Origin of the sequence: Sinorhizobium fredii USDA 205 (assembly GCF_001461695.1) — a bacterium.
Lineage (GTDB): Bacteria > Pseudomonadota > Alphaproteobacteria > Rhizobiales > Rhizobiaceae > Sinorhizobium > Sinorhizobium fredii.
Map to the genome: position 1 here is coordinate 1 of NZ_AUTC01000137.1, position 15553 is coordinate 15553.

General features: G+C 62.9%; 11 protein-coding genes. 6 read left to right on the forward strand and 5 right to left on the reverse strand.

Annotation, left to right across the window (positions count from 1 at the left end):
• Positions 1 to 354 precede the first annotated feature (354 nt).
• The 4 genes from N181_RS15455 to N181_RS15470 all read left to right on the forward strand — a co-directional run bounded on the left by N181_RS15455 (position 355) and on the right by N181_RS15470 (position 5130).
• Positions 355 to 2541, forward strand: a complete 2187-nt coding sequence (locus N181_RS15455; protein WP_037396885.1) for a TonB-dependent siderophore receptor — start codon at positions 355 to 357, stop codon at positions 2539 to 2541.
• Positions 2542 to 2546: 5 nt separating this feature from the next.
• Positions 2547 to 3302, forward strand: coding sequence for a siderophore-iron reductase FhuF (gene fhuF, locus N181_RS15460; RefSeq protein WP_080577592.1), 756 nt, complete (start codon positions 2547 to 2549; stop codon positions 3300 to 3302).
• A 1-nt stretch (position 3303) separates the two neighbouring features.
• On the forward strand, positions 3304 to 4428 hold the full coding sequence (locus N181_RS15465) for an ABC transporter substrate-binding protein (protein ID WP_037396879.1): 1125 nt from the start codon (positions 3304 to 3306) through the stop codon (positions 4426 to 4428).
• 183 nt (positions 4429 to 4611) lie between these two features.
• Positions 4612 to 5130: a hypothetical protein gene (locus N181_RS15470; protein ID WP_014329017.1), complete on the forward strand. Its 519-nt coding sequence runs from the start codon at positions 4612 to 4614 to the stop codon at positions 5128 to 5130.
• On the opposite strand, the gene N181_RS15475 is transcribed toward N181_RS15470, so the two are convergent.
• A complete protein-coding gene (locus tag N181_RS15475) occupies positions 5131 to 5715 on the reverse strand; it encodes an isochorismatase family protein (protein ID WP_014329018.1) in 585 nt (194 codons plus the stop codon).
• A gap of 114 nt (positions 5716 to 5829) precedes the next feature.
• Between N181_RS15475 and N181_RS15480 the strand changes: the two genes are divergently transcribed.
• Positions 5830 to 6273 (forward strand): Lrp/AsnC family transcriptional regulator, encoded by a 444-nt coding sequence (locus N181_RS15480; RefSeq protein WP_234885888.1) that lies wholly within the window; start codon positions 5830 to 5832, stop codon positions 6271 to 6273.
• Positions 6274 to 6342: 69 nt separating this feature from the next.
• Here N181_RS15480 and N181_RS15485 read toward each other — a convergent pair whose 3' ends face one another.
• From N181_RS15485 to N181_RS15495, 3 genes are read right to left on the reverse strand one after another with little or no spacing between them, the layout of a single operon-like run.
• The gene (locus N181_RS15485; protein ID WP_037396876.1) at positions 6343 to 7887 is read right to left on the reverse strand and encodes a trimethylamine methyltransferase family protein; all 1545 of its coding nucleotides are present in this window, start codon (positions 7885 to 7887) and stop codon (positions 6343 to 6345) included.
• A 51-nt stretch (positions 7888 to 7938) separates the two neighbouring features.
• The gene (locus tag N181_RS15490) at positions 7939 to 10386 is read right to left on the reverse strand and encodes a GcvT family protein (protein WP_037396873.1); all 2448 of its coding nucleotides are present in this window, start codon (positions 10384 to 10386) and stop codon (positions 7939 to 7941) included.
• A complete protein-coding gene (locus N181_RS15495; RefSeq protein ID WP_014329022.1) occupies positions 10383 to 12830 on the reverse strand; it encodes a GcvT family protein in 2448 nt (815 codons plus the stop codon). The genes N181_RS15490 and N181_RS15495 overlap by 4 nt, the downstream gene beginning before the upstream one ends.
• Before the next feature lie 128 nt (positions 12831 to 12958).
• On the opposite strand from N181_RS15495, the gene N181_RS15500 reads away from it, so the two are divergent.
• Complete coding sequence (locus N181_RS15500; protein ID WP_014329023.1) at positions 12959 to 13819, forward strand: LysR family transcriptional regulator; 861 nt, start codon at positions 12959 to 12961, stop codon at positions 13817 to 13819.
• Positions 13820 to 13825: 6 nt separating this feature from the next.
• Here the strand turns inward: N181_RS15500 and N181_RS15505 are convergent, their stop codons facing one another.
• Positions 13826 to 15517, reverse strand: a complete 1692-nt coding sequence (locus N181_RS15505; RefSeq protein WP_014329024.1) for an alpha/beta hydrolase — start codon at positions 15515 to 15517, stop codon at positions 13826 to 13828.
• Positions 15518 to 15553: the final 36 nt, after the last annotated feature.

The window sequence follows — 15553 nt, forward strand, 5'->3', positions numbered from 1 at the left end:
AAACCTGCTCCGGCAGAATGCTTCAATTTAACCAGGAAAGGCTCTAACGGGCAATCGAACCCTCATCCGAGCCGCCGGCCGCCTTCGCCCCTTGCGGCTCGCCGGCGAGACAAAAGCCTTCGCCCTTCAGCCGATTGCAGAAACGGCCGAAGGGCTTTCTTTTGCCTGTAGCTTTGCGTTTGCCGACTGGTTGCATTCCATGCATCGGGACACAACGCATGCTCGCTGTTGCACTTTTCTCACAAATTTCAAAACATGACTCTAAGAGTCATAAATACTGCTTGCACCTGCAATAATCATGAGTGAATAACTCATCTTATTAATTTTCGCTTACCGTTCAGAAAGTTCGATCGCATGCGCAGCCACGCCACCCGCCTCCTGCCGCTGATTCGCGCGGCCCTCGCCGGGACCTCAGCCCTTGCCCTCGCCACCACCGCGCAGGCGCAAGAGGCTCAACAGGAGACCGCCGGCAATGGGGATTCGACCGCCCTCGAAACTCTGATTGTGAACGGCGGCAGCGGCGGCGTGATCACCGCCGACGGCTATGTCGGCACGAGCAGCGCAACCGGGGCAAAAGTCGATACGCCCTTCCTGCAAACGCCGCAGTCGATCTCTTCCGTTACCGAACAGCAGTTGAAGGACCGCAACCCGCAGACGCTGCTCGACGTGCTGGCTTACACCCCAGGTTCGCGCGTAAACGCCTTCGGCTTCGATCCGCGCTTCGACAGTTTTTCGGTGCGCGGCTTCGATGTGACCTATACGGGCATCTTCCGAGACAACCTCCGCCAACCGGCTGCCAGCTCGTCGATTTTCAAGAACGAACCTTACGGCCTGGAAGGCGTTTCCATTCTTCGCGGTCCGTCTTCCGCCCTCTACGGCGCATCCGGCGCGGGAGGTCTCTTCAACCTCATCACCAAGCGGCCGACCGAAGTGCCGCTGCACGAACTGCAAGTGCAATACGGCACCGATAACCGGTACCAGGGACAGTTCGATTTCTCCGGCCCGGTCAACGAAACAGATCCGGTCTACTACCGCCTGACCGGGCTCCTGCGTGACTCCGACACCGAGCAGGTGAGCGTGCCGGACGACCGCGCCTATATCGCGCCAGCCTTCACCTGGAAACCGGACGAAGACACGAGCCTGACCGTTCTCGGCGAATATTCGCGCACCAAAACCGGAGGCACGGCGGCCTACTACAATGACCCGACCGGTGAGGTAACGGACATCTTCGCGGGCAACCCCGACTTCAACGATTCGGTGCAGAAACAGGCCCGACTGGGCTACGAATTCGAGCATCGGCTCAACGATACCTTCACGTTCCGCCAGAACGCGCGCATCTCCACGCTGAATACGGATACCGACTGGGCCTTCGCCTACGGCCCGAACGCCGACGATCCGACGCTGCTTGACAGCAGTGCGGGCACCTTCGACGAGCGGTTGACGGCCTTCGTCATCGACAACCAACTGGTAGCCGAGTTCGATACCGGCGCGCTCGATCACACATTGCTCGCGGGCGTCGACTACACCAAATTGCGTTTCCGCTCTCTCTCCGGTACAGGCGTTTCCCCGCCGCTCGACACCAACAACCCGACGCAAGGTCGCCCGGTTGCGGCGATCGACTTCAGCAGCCGCGTCGTCCAGGATCAATGGCAGCTCGGCACGTACCTACAGGACCAGGTCCGCTACGATGCCTGGACGCTAACCGGTGGCGCACGTTATGACTGGGTTTCGACCGATACCGACACGACCGATCTCGCCAGCGACACGGTGAGCACCGTGTCTCAGAACGACAAGGAATTTTCCGGCCGTATCGGCCTGACCTACGAAACCGACTTCGGCCTGGCACCCTATATCAGCTACTCGACGGCATTCTCGCCCAATGCCGGAATCAATAGAGAAACGAACCAGCCGTTCAAGCCGACGGAAAGCGAACAGCAGGAAGTCGGCGTCAAATATCTCCTGCCGAACAGCAACACACTGATCACCGCCGCTCTCTTTAACATCGACCAAACCAACAGCCTCTATTACGAGGTTGTGGACTTGCCCACCGGGCCCGAGAACATTCAGGTGCAGCGCGGCAAGGTGCGCTCCCGCGGCTTCGAGTTCGAGGCGAACACCAGCCTCGACAACGGCCTGTCGCTGGTGGCCTCCTATACCTACACCGACGCAAAAATCCTCGAAGGCCCTGCGGACACGATCGGCAACTACGTCTCATCCGTGCCGCGCCACATGGCCTCTGCCTGGGCGTACTATACCCTGCCAGAGGATGGGCCGGGATATGGTCTCGGCTTCGGGGCAGGTGCACGCTTCCTCGGGTCCAGCTATGGCAACGACCAAAACACGACGCGCAATTCGTCTCGCGTCCTGTTCGACGCCGCTGCTCACTACGACTTTGCAGCCCTTGACAAGAAATATGAAGGTTTGCGTCTGCAGGTGAATGCCACCAATCTATTCGACCGTCGCGAAGCGGTTTGCTCGGCAGGCTTCTGCTATCGAGACCAGGGCCGCGCCGTCATCGGCTCGCTCCGCTACAGCTGGTAGCAACCATGACGACCGGCGGGCATGAAAGCATGGCGGAAGTAGGCAGGGTAAAGGTCCTGTCGGCGGCCTTTGCCGGTCCGCATGCCTGGTGCAACGAAAAGATGATGCTGTCGGCCGATCTGGCCGATGGCATCCCGCTGACCGAGTTCTTCGCCTCTGGCGCCTTCGAGCAGGCGCTTTCCACCTATGCGGCAACGTTCGACGGCAGCGACCGGCGCGCCGTCGCCTCCATGTGGTCGCTCTTCTATTTCTCGTGCCTCAGCATTCCCTATGTCGTCGCCTGGGCGCTGGAGCGCCAGATGCTGCCCGTCACCTTAGACGAGATGACCGTGGCGCTTTCGGCCGACGGCCTGCCTCGTGCTTTCGGCGTCGCGGCGCACGGCGACTGGCGCGATGAGGGCGGGCAGGAGATTTTCTCCGTCCTTCAACCGTTGATGGACGAGCACCTCGTCAAGGTCATTGGCCATCTCAAGGCGGTGGGCGGAATTGCGCCGAAGCTCGCCTGGAACAACGCCGCTGTCTACATCGACTACGCGCTGCGGACCGCCGGAACTGAACCCTTGAGCGATCAGGCCGATGCGATGACCGGCTTGCGCCTGATGCCGAACGGCACGCCCAATCCCTTCTTCGACTGCCTGCGCCATGAGGAAGAGGACGGGGGGGGCGTCTGCCGGCGCAAGATCTGCTGCCTGCGCTACCTTCTTCCCGGAATCGCGAGCTGTGGCAGCCTCTGCGCCCTTCCGAGCCAAAGGAACCAATAGTTTGTCTCAGATCCCTTCGCGCGTCGTTCGAACCGTCGCAACGCTGTTGATCGCCCTGCTCGCCTTCACTGCCCGGGCGCAAGCGCAGTGGCCGATGACGGTGACCGATTCGGCAGGACGCGAGGTCACGATAGCTTCGCGCCCCCAGGCGGTGCTGCTCGGCACCGGCTTCAATCTCATCGCCCTTTCGCTCATCCACTCGGATCCGGTGAGCCTGCTGGCCGGTTGGTCCGGCGATATGAAGGGCGACAATCCGGAAATCTATGAAAGCTTCCGGCGCAAATTCCCGAGATTTGCCGAAGTGCCGCTGATCGACGACGGCAGCGGACCGGGCCTGTCCTTCGAGACGATCCTGACGCTCAAAGCCGATCTGGCGCTCCTCGCCAATTGGCAGGCGGATACCGAGGCCGGCCAGCGCGCCATCGACTATCTCTCGGGGATCGGCGTCCCAGTGGTCGTCGTGAACTTCAACGACGACGTGCTCACGCGCACGCCCGACACCATGCGACTGCTCGGCAAGATCTTCGAACGAGAGGAAAAGGCCGAGGAATTCGCCCGCTTCTACGAGGAACGCCTTGCCCGCATCCACGACCGGGTTGCCAAGCACCCGGAGCCCGGACCGACCGTCCTGATGGAAGCCTTTCCCGGTGCGGATCGCTGCTGCTGGGCCTATGGCATCGGCGGTCTCGGTGAATTCATCAGCCTCACCGGCAGCCGCAACATCGCCGAAGGCAAACTGCCACGACCGGGCGGCATGATGAATGCGGAAGCGATCATGGCCGAGAACCCCGATGTCTATATCGCCACCTCGTCGCCTGGCGGCAAATATAGCGGCTTTTCGATCGGCCCCGGGGTCAGTGGCGAAGAGGCCGAGCAGACATTGGCAAAGGTGGTCGCCACGCCGGTAATGGAGAGTATCGCGGCCGTCCGCAACGGCCGCGTCCACGGACTGTGGAACTTCTTCAATGCCATTCCGCTGAACATCGTCGCCGCGGAAGCCTTCGCCGCCTGGCTGCGGCCGGACCTCTTCGCCGATGTCGATCCGGCCAGGACCCTGGCCGAAATCAACGAACGCTTCGCGGCCGTTCCCTTCGAGGGCGCCTACTGGATCAGCCTGAAGAAGTGAAGTTGTGCCGAGGTTAACGACGTCCCGTATCGATTTCTGCCGGCCAGATGGCGGGAATTGCCCGCTTTGCGCGAGCCTATGTAAATCGGATTCGATTTAAGGGAAAAAACATGCAGTAATTCAAAGCGCTACAGCGACCCCTCGCGCGTCCTGTTGGACGGCCGCCGCTGTAGGAGGGTCTTTATGCTGTGGGTGATTGCGTTATTCCTGGGCTTGGCGATCGTGTATCTCGCGGCCCGCTATGGCCGCTTCCGTAGCTGGGTGGAGCCGGTCCTTTCCATTGCGGTTGCGGTGGGACTCGCCGCCGCCTTTCTGATCTGGCTCAGCGAAAGCACACCGGACTCGCCCGCACCCGCACCCGCCCCGCGCCCGGCCGGGCTCGCCCCTTCCGACATCGATCTCGAGAATCTGGCCTTCGAGCGCAACCAGGCAGAACGCAGCTATCGCCTCCGTGGAGCCGCCCGAAACACCTCGTCAATCACGCTTGAATATTTCCGTCTGACCGTCACGCTCGAGGATTGCCCGGAAAGCGGGTGCACTCGGATCGGCGACGACACGGCGCTCGTGCTGGTGCGTGTCCCGGGCGGTGAGACCCGCCCCTTCGAGACGTTTCTCACTTTCCAGTTCCGGGAGGACGAAGCGCCCAAGGCGCCCAAATGGAGCTACCGCATCGTCGAGGCGAAGGGCGCAACGGCGCGATGATCATGCCGCCTTCACCGCGCTCAGCGCGGTCAGCATGTCCTCTGTGGTCACCACCGCGGCAAAGTCGGCCCTGAGCGTCGCCACATGCGCGCGGTGGATTTCCCGCGCCGCGATCACCGCGCCCGCGCCATCCGCCAAATCGAAACAATCGCAGGCATCCTCCACCAGGATCACACGATAGCCGAGATTGGCGCCGACACGCACCGAGGTCGACACGCACATGTCGGTCGAGATGCCGAACATCACGACGGTATCGGCTCCGAGGCGGCGGAGCCTGAGGTCGAGATCCGTGCCGATGAAGGCCGCATTCACGCTCTTGGTGACGAGTTGTTCCTCTTCCAACGGGTCGAAGCCGGGACGAAAGGCGTTGCCTGGCTGCCCCGGACGCATCGTCGAGCCTTCCACGACGCTGTCGTGCCGCACATGAATGATCGGCCGTTTTGCGGCGCGCCACGCCGCCAGAAGCGCCAGCCCGTTTTCATCGACGCGTTCATTCCAGCGCGGCGGCCACGGCGGTGCATCGAAGGCGCGCTGCATATCGATCGGGATCAGGACGGTGTTTGCGGGAAGTTTCAAGCTGTTCATGACGCGGGCTCCTTCGTTGTGCGAAGAACGTAACTTCCCTATCGTCCGGTTTCATTGAGCATGATGCCGTCCTGCCCAGACATTCGTCCGGCGCAGCCGGCCGAGGACGACGAATTGACCGAACTCGACGAAAAGGACCGTCTTTTGCTGGCAGCGTTGCGTAAGGATTCCCGCCAGAGCCTGGTGGCGCTCGCCCGCCATGCCGGCCTGTCGCGCAGTGCCACGCATGAGCGGCTGCGACGGCTGGAAACCAAGGGCACGATCGCCGGCTATACGATCCGGCTCGGGGTGGAAGCGAAGGCCCCCGTGGTGCGCGCCCTCGTTGCCGTCGCCTTCCAGCCCGGCAAGAACTGCGACCATGTCTTGCCGCACATTTCAGGCATGCCGCACGTCGTCAGTTGCTGGTCGCTCGCCGGCGCGACGGATCTGATGCTGCTCGTCGAATGCGACTCGAACGATGACCTCGACACGATCCGGCGACAGATCGCCACGATTCCAGGCGTTGCCACGGTGCAAACGCATGTGACGCTCAAGACGCATTTCGACCGGCGCAGCTAGATCACGATAAGCGGGATGCGGGCGGAAAACCGCACACACTTTTCCTCATCCCGCTCTGAACCCTTCCCTTCAGCAATAGATCCTGAATTTTTCCCGGATTGCGCGGTCGATTTCCGGCGCAATGACGGACGGCGCCGCCTCGGCGAGAATGCGGTTCTTCCGCTCGATGGCGCGGGCGACGAGATCGGGCCGGCCGATCTCAACCCATTCCTTCGGGCTCGTGCGGTCGGCGACGGCCGGGTAGATGTACTCGGTCTGCATCAGTCCGAGCGTCTGGGGATGGCCGAGATAATGGCCGGGACCGTCGATGCAGACGGAGCGCATGGTTTCGAGCGAAACCGAATCCTCGGTCACGTCGATGCCGCGGATGCAGCGCTGCACCTGGCCGAGCAAGTCGTCGCCGAGCACCAGCGATTCCAGGCAGAAGCCGAGGAGCGAGGCATGCATGCCGACCGCCTCATAAACCATGTTGAGGCCGGAGAGACCCGCCATGACGTTGGAGATCGCCTGTTCCCAACCCGCCTGCATGTCCGGCAGCTTCGCATCCGCGATGCCGGCGGCGGCGCCACCTGGCAGGCGGTAGAACTGGTGCATCTGCGCACAACCGGCCGTCAGCAGCGCCTGCTCGCCGGAGCCGCCGGACATCGCCCCGGTCCTGAGATCCGAGACGAAGGGCCAGGTTCCGAAGACGGCCGGATGCCCCGGAGACATGGCGTTGACATAGACGACGCCGGCCAGGCATTCGGCGACCGCCTGGACGATCGCCGTTGCCAGCGGCGCCGGGGCTGTGGCGCCCGCCTGCCCGGCGGAGAGCAGCAGGATCGGCATGCCGCCACGAATGCACTTCTCCATGGTGATGCAGCTCTCTTCCGCAAACTTCATCGGCGGCACGACGAAGCAGTTGGAATTCGAGACGAAGGGCCGCGCCCGCCATTTCTCCTCGCTGCCAGCGATCATGTGGATCAGATCGAAGCAGCCCTCGACATGCGACGGATCGGAAAAGCTGGTGCCGACATGCTTGGTGGTACCGGCGCAGCAGGCATAAAGCGTGTTGATGTCCATCAGGAAATTGTCGGGAACGTCCCGGCAGACCATGGCGCGCTGGAAGAAATGGACATTGTCGAGATGATGGACGAGCCGGGCGGCGTTGAGCAGATCCTTCGCCGTGGACTCGCGATATTCCCGCTTTTCGACATCGACGACATGCACGGCTGCTCCGGCCGTGCCGTAATGGACCCGCGTGCCGCTGAGTTCGAGATCCTGTTTCGGATCACGGGCGTAGAGGGTGATGTCGCGGGCGGCGATGGCGAGCATGTCCTCGACAAGCGCGCGAGGAAAGCGGATACGTCCGTCGTCGCCGAGGATCGCGCCGGCGCCGGTCATGATCTCGATCCCGGACTTCGGCGCGTTGGCAAGGCCGATCTGTTCCAGCGCATCAAGCGCCGCCTCGTGGATGCGCCTGACACCCGCCTCGGTCAGTGGTTTGTACTGGCCGCCTGGAAGCCCCGGGCGAACCGGCCGGATGTTTTCCGCAAGCGGAGCCGCGCGAAGCGCCACCCGCGCCGCCCGTCCCCCGGATCGTCTCGAAACCGCAACTGCGCATTCGTCAGCCATTATCATCTCCTAATGGCGCTGTCATTTCTCGCGTAGTTCAATCGAACATGCCTATGCCCGCACCCGCTCCGCCTTCGGATCGTACATCGGCTTCAGCGAAGCCTCTGCCTTGACCCGCGTCCCGGCGATTTCGATCTCGTAGCTCGACGCCAGCACGTCCGCGGCGCTCTCGCCCCGGCACGTCACGTAACCGAGCCCAATCGCCCCGCCGAGGTGATGACCGTAATTGCCGGACGTGATCGTCCCGACGATCTCGCCGTTGCGGACGATCGCCTCGTTGTGGAAGAGCAGCGGCTCCGGATCAGCAAGCCGGAACTGCACCAGCCGGCGCGACAGCCCCTTGTTCTGCTTCGCGAGCACGGCCTCGCGGCCGATGAAATCGCCCTTCTCCGGCTTCACGGCAAAGCCGAGACCCGCTTCAAGGACGTGGTCCTCGTCGGTGATGTCGTGGCCGAAATGACGGAACGCCTTCTCGATGCGGCAACTGTCGAGCGTATGGATTCCGCAAAGCTTGAGCCCGACGCTCTCGCCTGCGGCCTCGAGCGTCTCGAAGACATGCGCTGCCTGGTCGGTGGAGACATAGAGCTCCCAGCCAAGCTCGCCGACATAGGTGACGCGGTGCGCACGGGCGAGACCCATGCCAACCTCGATCTCGCGCGCGGTGCCGAAGGGATGCGCCTCATTGGAGAAATCGTTCGGGCTGACCTTCTGCATCAGCGCCCGCGCCTTCGGCCCCATCACGCAAAGCACGCTTTCGGCGGCGGTCACGTCGGTGATCACGACGAACTCGTCACCGAGATGCTTGCGCAGCCAGGCAAGATCGCGCTGCAGAGTTGCTCCAGGGACGATGAGCAGGAAAGCGGTCTCGGAAAGTCGCGTAACGGTTAGGTCGCTCTCGATCCCTCCGCGGGCATTCAGCATCTGCGCATAGACGATGCGGCCCGGTTCGACATTCAGCTCATTGGCGCAAAGCCGCTGCAGGAAGGCAAGCGCATCGCGTCCTTCCACCCGAATCTTGCCGAAGGAGGTCATATCGAACAGGCCGACGCCGCCGCGCACGGCCAGATGCGCGGCCTTCTGGTTTTCGAACCAATTCTGCCGCTTCCAGGAATAGCGATATTCGCGTTCCTGGCCTTCATTCGCGAACCAGTTGGCGCGTTCCCAGCCGGCCACCTCGCCGAAGACCGCGCCGCGGGCCTTCAGGTGGTCGTGCAAGGGAGATCGGCGAACGCCGCGCGCCGTCGCCATCTGGCGATAGGGGAAGTGATCGGCATAGAGAAGGCCAAGCGTCTCCGACACACGCTCCTTGAGATATCTGCGATTCTTCTGGAAAGGCTCCGCCCGGCGGATATCAACCTCCCAGAGGTCGAAAGGCGGCTCGCCATCGTTCATCCATTGCGCCAGCGCCATCCCGGCACCGCCGGAGGAGACGATGCCGATCGAATTATAGCCGGCTGCAACCCAGTAACCTTTGAGTTCCGGCGCCTCGCCGAGATAGTAGCGGTCGTCCGGCGTGAAGCTCTCGGGACCGTTGAAGAACGTATGGATGCCCGCCGTCTCCAGCATCGGCATGCGGTTGACCGCCATTTCGAGGATCGGGGCGAAATGGTCGAAATCCTCCGGCAACTGGTCGAAGCAGAAGTCCTCGCTAATGCCCTCCATGCCCCAGGGCTTGGCCTTCGGCTCGAAGGCGCCGACCAGCATCTTGCCGGCATCTTCCTTGTAATAAGTGCACTCGTCCGGCACGCGGAGCACAGGCAGGCGGCTCAGGCCCGGGATCGCCTCAGTGACGATATAGAAATGCTCGCAGGCATGCAGCGGCACGGTGACGCCGGACTGGCGGGCCAATTCCCTGCCCCACATGCCGGCGCAATTGACGATGTTCTCCGTCTCGATCGTGAAGCGCTCGCCGTTCTGTTCGCAGGTAACGCCGGTGACGCGGCCGTCCTTTTTCAGGACCGCCGTAACCTTGACGCCTTCGATGATCGTCGCGCCGTTCTGCCGCGCGCCCTTGGCAAGCGCCATGGCAATGTTGGCCGGATCGCACTGGCCGTCGAGCGGCAAGTGAACCGCCGCCTTGACGTCGGAGGTGTTGAGATGCGGATACATCGCCTTGACTTCGTCCGGCGTGATCTCGCGCACATCGACGTTGAAGGCCCGCGCCAGCGAGGCCTGTCGGTAGATTTCCTCTTTACGCTCCTCGGTGAGCGCCACGGTAATCGAGCCGTTCTGGCGCATGCCGGTCGAAATGCCGGTCTCGGCCTCCAGCTTGACATAGAGGTCGGCCGAATATTTCGCGAGCCGCGTCATGTTCTGCGAGGCGCGCAGCTGGCCGATCAGTCCGGCCGCGTGCCAGGTAGTGCCTGAGGTCAATTGCTTGCGCTCGAGCAACACCACGTCGGTCCAGCCGAGCTTCGACAGATGATAGGCGACAGAGCAGCCGGAAACGCCGCCGCCGATGATCACCACGCGCGCCTTTTCAGGGATGGGCTTCGTCATGCTTTCAGTCTTTCATTCGAGGGATCCCAGAGCGGCTGATCGGGCTGAACGACCGCCTTGAAGCGGTCGCCGAAAATCTCGACTTCAATTTCTTGACCGGGCACCGCAAGATCGGCGCGCAGCATGCCGAGTGCGATCGACTTGCCGACGCGATGGCCCCAGTTTCCGGAGGTCGTCTCGCCGACCACCTCACCGCCCGACCAGAGCGTCGACATATAGGGCGCGTCGCATTCGCCGGCCTCCACCGTCAGCGTCACGAAGCGCTTCGCCACCCCCTGCTGCTTCTCGCGCTCCAGCGCCGCCTTGCCCTCGAAGCGCGGCTTCGACCAGTCGACGAAGCGGTCGAGCCCACCCTGCAGGACGGTGTAATCGGTCGAAAGATCGCCTTTCCAGGCGCGGTAGCCCTTTTCGATGCGCAGGCTGTCGAGTGCCTCCATGCCAAAGGGTTTGAGCCCATGTTTCTGCCCGGCCGCCCAGACGGCATCGAAGACAGCCGCCGTATCCTCGATCTTGGCGTGGATCTCCCAACCGAGCTCGCCGGCGAAAGAAACCCGCACGAGCTGGCAATAGCGCCCGGCGATCTGCGCCGTCTGATGCGTCAACCAGCCCTTCGAAAGATCGGCATCCGAGACCTCCGCAAGAATTGCGCGCGATTTTGGCCCACTCAGGATCTGGCAGGCAAAGTTGGCGGTCACGTCGTCGAGCGTGAACACGGCCCCGGCCGGGCGGTGCTTTTGCAGCCATTCGAAATCGTGCCACTGCGCCGTCGCTGCGGTGATCAGGAAGAAGAAATCTTCCTCAAGCACCATCACCGACATTTCCGTGACGATCCGCCCCTTGTCGTCGGCGAAATAGGCCAGCCCGATGCGCCCCGGCTTCGGCGTCCGGCTGGTGATGAGACCGGAGAGCCATTCACGCGCCCCCTCACCCTTCAGCCGGAAGCGCGAGAACCCCGGCAGGTCGAGGATGCCGGCGGCATCGCGGACGGCCAGGCACTCCTCCTCGATCCGCTTCGCCCATGGCCCTTCGCGCCCCCAGGTCTGCGCCGCCGCTTCCGAAGTATCGTCGCCGGGCTGCGCATACCACATCGCACGTTCCCAGCCGTTATAGGGCTTGAACTGCGCGCCGAGCGCGGCAATCCGGTCATGGATCGGCGACAGCTTCCTGTTGCGTCCGGCAGGCCAGTAATGTTTCGGGAAATGCATCGCATATTCGTGGCCGTAGATTTCCTTGCCCTTGGCGATGCAATAGTCCTGGTCGGTATAGTCGGTGTAGCGGCGCGGATCGCAGGACCACATGTCCCATTCCGTCTGGCCCTCGGTGATCCATTCGGCGAGCACCTTGCCGGCGCCACCCGCCTGGCAGATGCCGAAGGTGAAGACGCAGGCCTCGAAGGCGTTTGGCACGCCCGGCATCGGCCCGATCAGCGGATTGCCGTCCGGCGCATAGGGGATCGGGCCGTTGATGACGCGCGACAGCCCCGCGGTGGCGAGGATCGGCACGCGCTCGACGGCGTCGTTCAGATACCACTCCAGCCGTTCGAGATCGTCCGGGAAAAGCTGGAACGAAAAATCCTCCGGCATCGGATCGTCGGGCGTCGTCCAGTGCGCCCGGCAGTTCCGCTCGTAGGGGCCGAGATTCATCCCGTATTTCTCCTGCCGGAGATAGTAGGAGGAATCGACGTCGCGGAGCAGCGGCAGCTTGTGCCCCGCCTCCTTCGACCAGGCGGCAAGCTCGGGGATCTCGTCGAAGAGAATGTATTGATGGCTCATCACCATCATCGGCACGTCCCGGCCGAACATCTTGCCGACCTCGCGGGCATAGTAGCCGGCGGCATTGACGACATATTCGCAGCGGATCTCGCCCTGCGGCGTGGTGATGACCCACGCGTCGTTCTCGCGCCGCACCGCCGTCACCGGACAGAAGCGGATGATCTTCGCACCCATGTCGCGTGCGCCCTTGGCGAGCGCCTGGGTGAGCTGCGCCGGGTCAATGTCGCCGTCATAGGGATCATAGAGCGCACCCGTCAGCTCATGCGTTTCGAGGAACGGATAGCGGCTGCGCATCTCCTCCGGCGACAGGATATCGAGGTCCATGCCCTGGTAGCGGCCCATGCCGACGACACGCTTGAATTCCTGCAGGCGCTCCCTGGAATGGCCGAGGCGGATCGAGCCCGTTACGTGGTAGTTCATCGGATAATCGACCAGGGCGCCGAGCTCGCGATAGAGCGAGGCTGAATAGCGCTGCATGTTCATAATCGACCAGGACGAGGAAAAGGTCGGCACGTTACCCGCCGCATGCCAGGTGGATCCGGCGGTCAATTCGTTCTTCTCCAGAAGCACGCAATCGGTCCAACCGGCCTTGGCAAGGTGGTAGAGCGAGGAAGCGCCGACGGCTCCCCCACCGATGATGACGACACGCGCGTGAGACGGCAAATTCGACATGCAGAATTCCCTTGTTGTGTCGCGATATTTGACGACGGGACCAAGGCCATCAAGCGGAGAGATTCGGCTTTATTGATCGACCATTTCGATTAGATTTGACTGCAGCAGGCGTAAGGAGCGGCCCCAAGATGCAAGTCGACCTGATCGAGACCTTTCTGGATCTGATGGAGACACGGAGTTTCAACCGCACCGCCGAGCGGCTGAACATCACGCAGTCGACGGTTTCCCATCGCATCAAGGCACTCGAGGCGCAGTTCAGCCGCAAGCTCTTCACCCGCAACAAGGGCGGCACGGTTCCAACCGCCTCGGGCTTACGCTTTCTGGATTATGCAAAAGCGCTGCAAAATCAGTGGCATGAGGCAACTCGCGCGGTGGCGAGCGCCGGCGCTCTGGAGCGCTCGATGCGGCTCGGCATCCAGCACGACCTCGCGCATGCATTCGCCGGCGAATGGGTGGCCGCCATCCGGCGCGAACTGCCGGCGACCGAAATCTACATGGAGGCGGATTACTCCAGCCAGATGAACCGCGATCTCGCCGCCGGAGAACTGGACCTCGCAATTCTCTACACGCCGCACTATCTGCCTGACCTTCATTATGAAAGGATCGGCGAACTGCATTACCTGCTCGTCAGCACCGAGGCTCGCGACATGGCCGGTGTGAAGCCCGAAACCTATATCCGCTCCAGCTACTCGCCCGCCTTCGACCGCGCCCACCGGCTGGCGCTGCCGCACCTTTCGGTCGCCTCGCTTGCCGCCGGGCAGAACATGGCGATCACCGGTCTGCTGCGCTCGCTTGGCGGCGCAGCCTATGTGACGAGCGCCACCGCCGATCGGCTTGCCAACGACGGTGTCGCTGCTACGGTCGCCGACGCACCCGTCATTCCGCAGGCCATCTATGCTGCGACGAGCCTCCGCACCCGCCACGCTCACCAGCACCGAAAGATTATTGCCGCCATGGATGGATTGCTCGCCAACCTGGCTGCGCCGTAGTGCCGCTCAGAACCTTCCCTTGAAGTCGGCCTTCAGCCGCGCCGCATCCTCGGCCGTTACGCCCTGCGGATCGGTAACCGCCAACCAGGCGTCGATATAGTGTTCCGGTGCATAGACATGGCCGTAGCCCATCGGCGAGGTGGTTGCCATCGCCATATCGGCGAGAAGCTGCAACCCTGTCACGACAGGAAACCACTTCAGCGCCGGAGAAACATCGGGTCCGCGCGGCGCCCTCATCCAGTCCGGCTCGCGGTAAAAGGCGTGCGGGTCGAAGAAGGTCACCGGGTCGCTCGCATATTGCAGATAGACGATCCGCATGGCGCCCCAATGCGCGCCGGGGATGTCGAGCGCGTTCTCCTGATTGGTAAAGCGGATCACGGAACTGTCCCGATAGCGTGGCAGCCAGGCGGGCGAGCCTGCGACGCGGTCCGCCGTCACCGAACCCCACAGCCCGCTTTGAAAGGGCGGCCCGCTCCAGAGCGCGCCCTGGAACGGATCGCTGATGACGTCGAAGAGATCGACCGACCCCTGCGAATTCATCGCCCCGAGACTCAAGCCATGCAGATAGAGCTTCGGGCGCCGGTCCTTTGGCAGCCTCGTCCAATAACCGTAGACCTCGTCGAAGAGCGCGTTGGCCGCATCAGCCCCGTAACCCGGCTCGACGAGAAGCGACAGCCAGCTCGTGAGGTAGGAATACTGCACCGCGACGCTCGCGACATCACCTTGCAGCAGGTATTCGAGCGGATCGAGCGCCTCCGGGTCGATCCAGCCCGTGCCGGTCGGCACGACGACGATCAACGACTTGCGCTCGAATCCCCCGGCGCGTTTCAATTCCTCCAGCGCCAGTTTCGCCCGCTCGCGCGCCGTTTCGGCGGAGTTCAGGCCGACATAGACACGCACCGGGTCCGGCGCCGCGCCGCCGAAGAAAGCGCCGATATCGGCGCCCGTCGGCCCCGAGGCGATGAACTGCCGCCCCTGCCGGCCAAGCTCGTCCCAGTGTACAAGCGACGCCGCGCTGCCGGTCTTGACGGGATCGGTCGGGGGCGCGACATCGGGATCGATCAGCGCGTCGAGTTGCTGGAAAGAACTGTCGGCCGCGCGAAGCGCGAACTTGAAGATCACGCCATTCGTCACAGACCAGAAGAGCGCAAGGGCGACGAGCCCGCCAAGCGCATTGGCGATGGGGCGCGTCAGGAAATATTGGAGCCAACGAGAAACAACACGGAAATTCAGCCGGAACAGCCGCGCCAGGAACACCAGAGAAACGAACACGGCGATGGCTATGAGACCGAGTTTCACCGGGTCGGCGCTCTCGATCGGCTCGAGACCCATGATGTTGCGGACGGTATTCTGCCACCCCGCCGCCTGCCAGAGAAATACCGCCGCCGCCGCTATGCAGACGATGGCGGCAGCGATCTTCAGCGTGCGCGCCCGTCGCGACGTCGGCTCGGGCAATTCAAAAAACGACCAGAGCCACCGCAGGAACGCACCGATCGCGTAGCCGGCGGCGAGCGAAGCGCCGGAAATCACCGCCTGGATCAAATAGGGACGAGGAATGAGGCTCGGCGTCAGCGACACTGCAAAGAAGATGACGCCGACCAGAAGTCCGCTCGTCGAAAAGGAGCGCAAGAGGCTTGCCAGATAGCGCGGCAATGGCCGCATCGGCTTCGACAGGTCCGTCTGTTGAAGGTGTTCCATGGCGGGCCTCCCCTCTGCGGGCGGTGTCACCGTTGC

What these genes read in the sequence shown, in the direction of transcription:
- fhuF (WP_080577592.1), top strand. Translation starts at nt 2,547, where the DNA reads ATGACGACCGGCGGGCATGAAAGCATGGCGGAAGTAGGCAGGGTAAAG.
- N181_RS15470 (WP_014329017.1), top strand. Translation starts at nt 4,612, where the DNA reads ATGCTGTGGGTGATTGCGTTATTCCTGGGCTTGGCGATCGTGTATCTC.
- N181_RS15500 (WP_014329023.1), top strand. Translation starts at nt 12,959, where the DNA reads ATGCAAGTCGACCTGATCGAGACCTTTCTGGATCTGATGGAGACACGG.
- N181_RS15485 (WP_037396876.1), bottom strand. Translation starts at nt 7,887, where the DNA reads ATGGCTGACGAATGCGCAGTTGCGGTTTCGAGACGATCCGGGGGACGG.
- N181_RS15495 (WP_014329022.1), bottom strand. Translation starts at nt 12,830, where the DNA reads ATGTCGAATTTGCCGTCTCACGCGCGTGTCGTCATCATCGGTGGGGGA.
- N181_RS15455 (WP_037396885.1), top strand. Translation starts at nt 355, where the DNA reads ATGCGCAGCCACGCCACCCGCCTCCTGCCGCTGATTCGCGCGGCCCTC.
- N181_RS15505 (WP_014329024.1), bottom strand. Translation starts at nt 15,517, where the DNA reads ATGGAACACCTTCAACAGACGGACCTGTCGAAGCCGATGCGGCCATTG.
- N181_RS15490 (WP_037396873.1), bottom strand. Translation starts at nt 10,386, where the DNA reads ATGACGAAGCCCATCCCTGAAAAGGCGCGCGTGGTGATCATCGGCGGC.
- N181_RS15475 (WP_014329018.1), bottom strand. Translation starts at nt 5,715, where the DNA reads ATGAACAGCTTGAAACTTCCCGCAAACACCGTCCTGATCCCGATCGAT.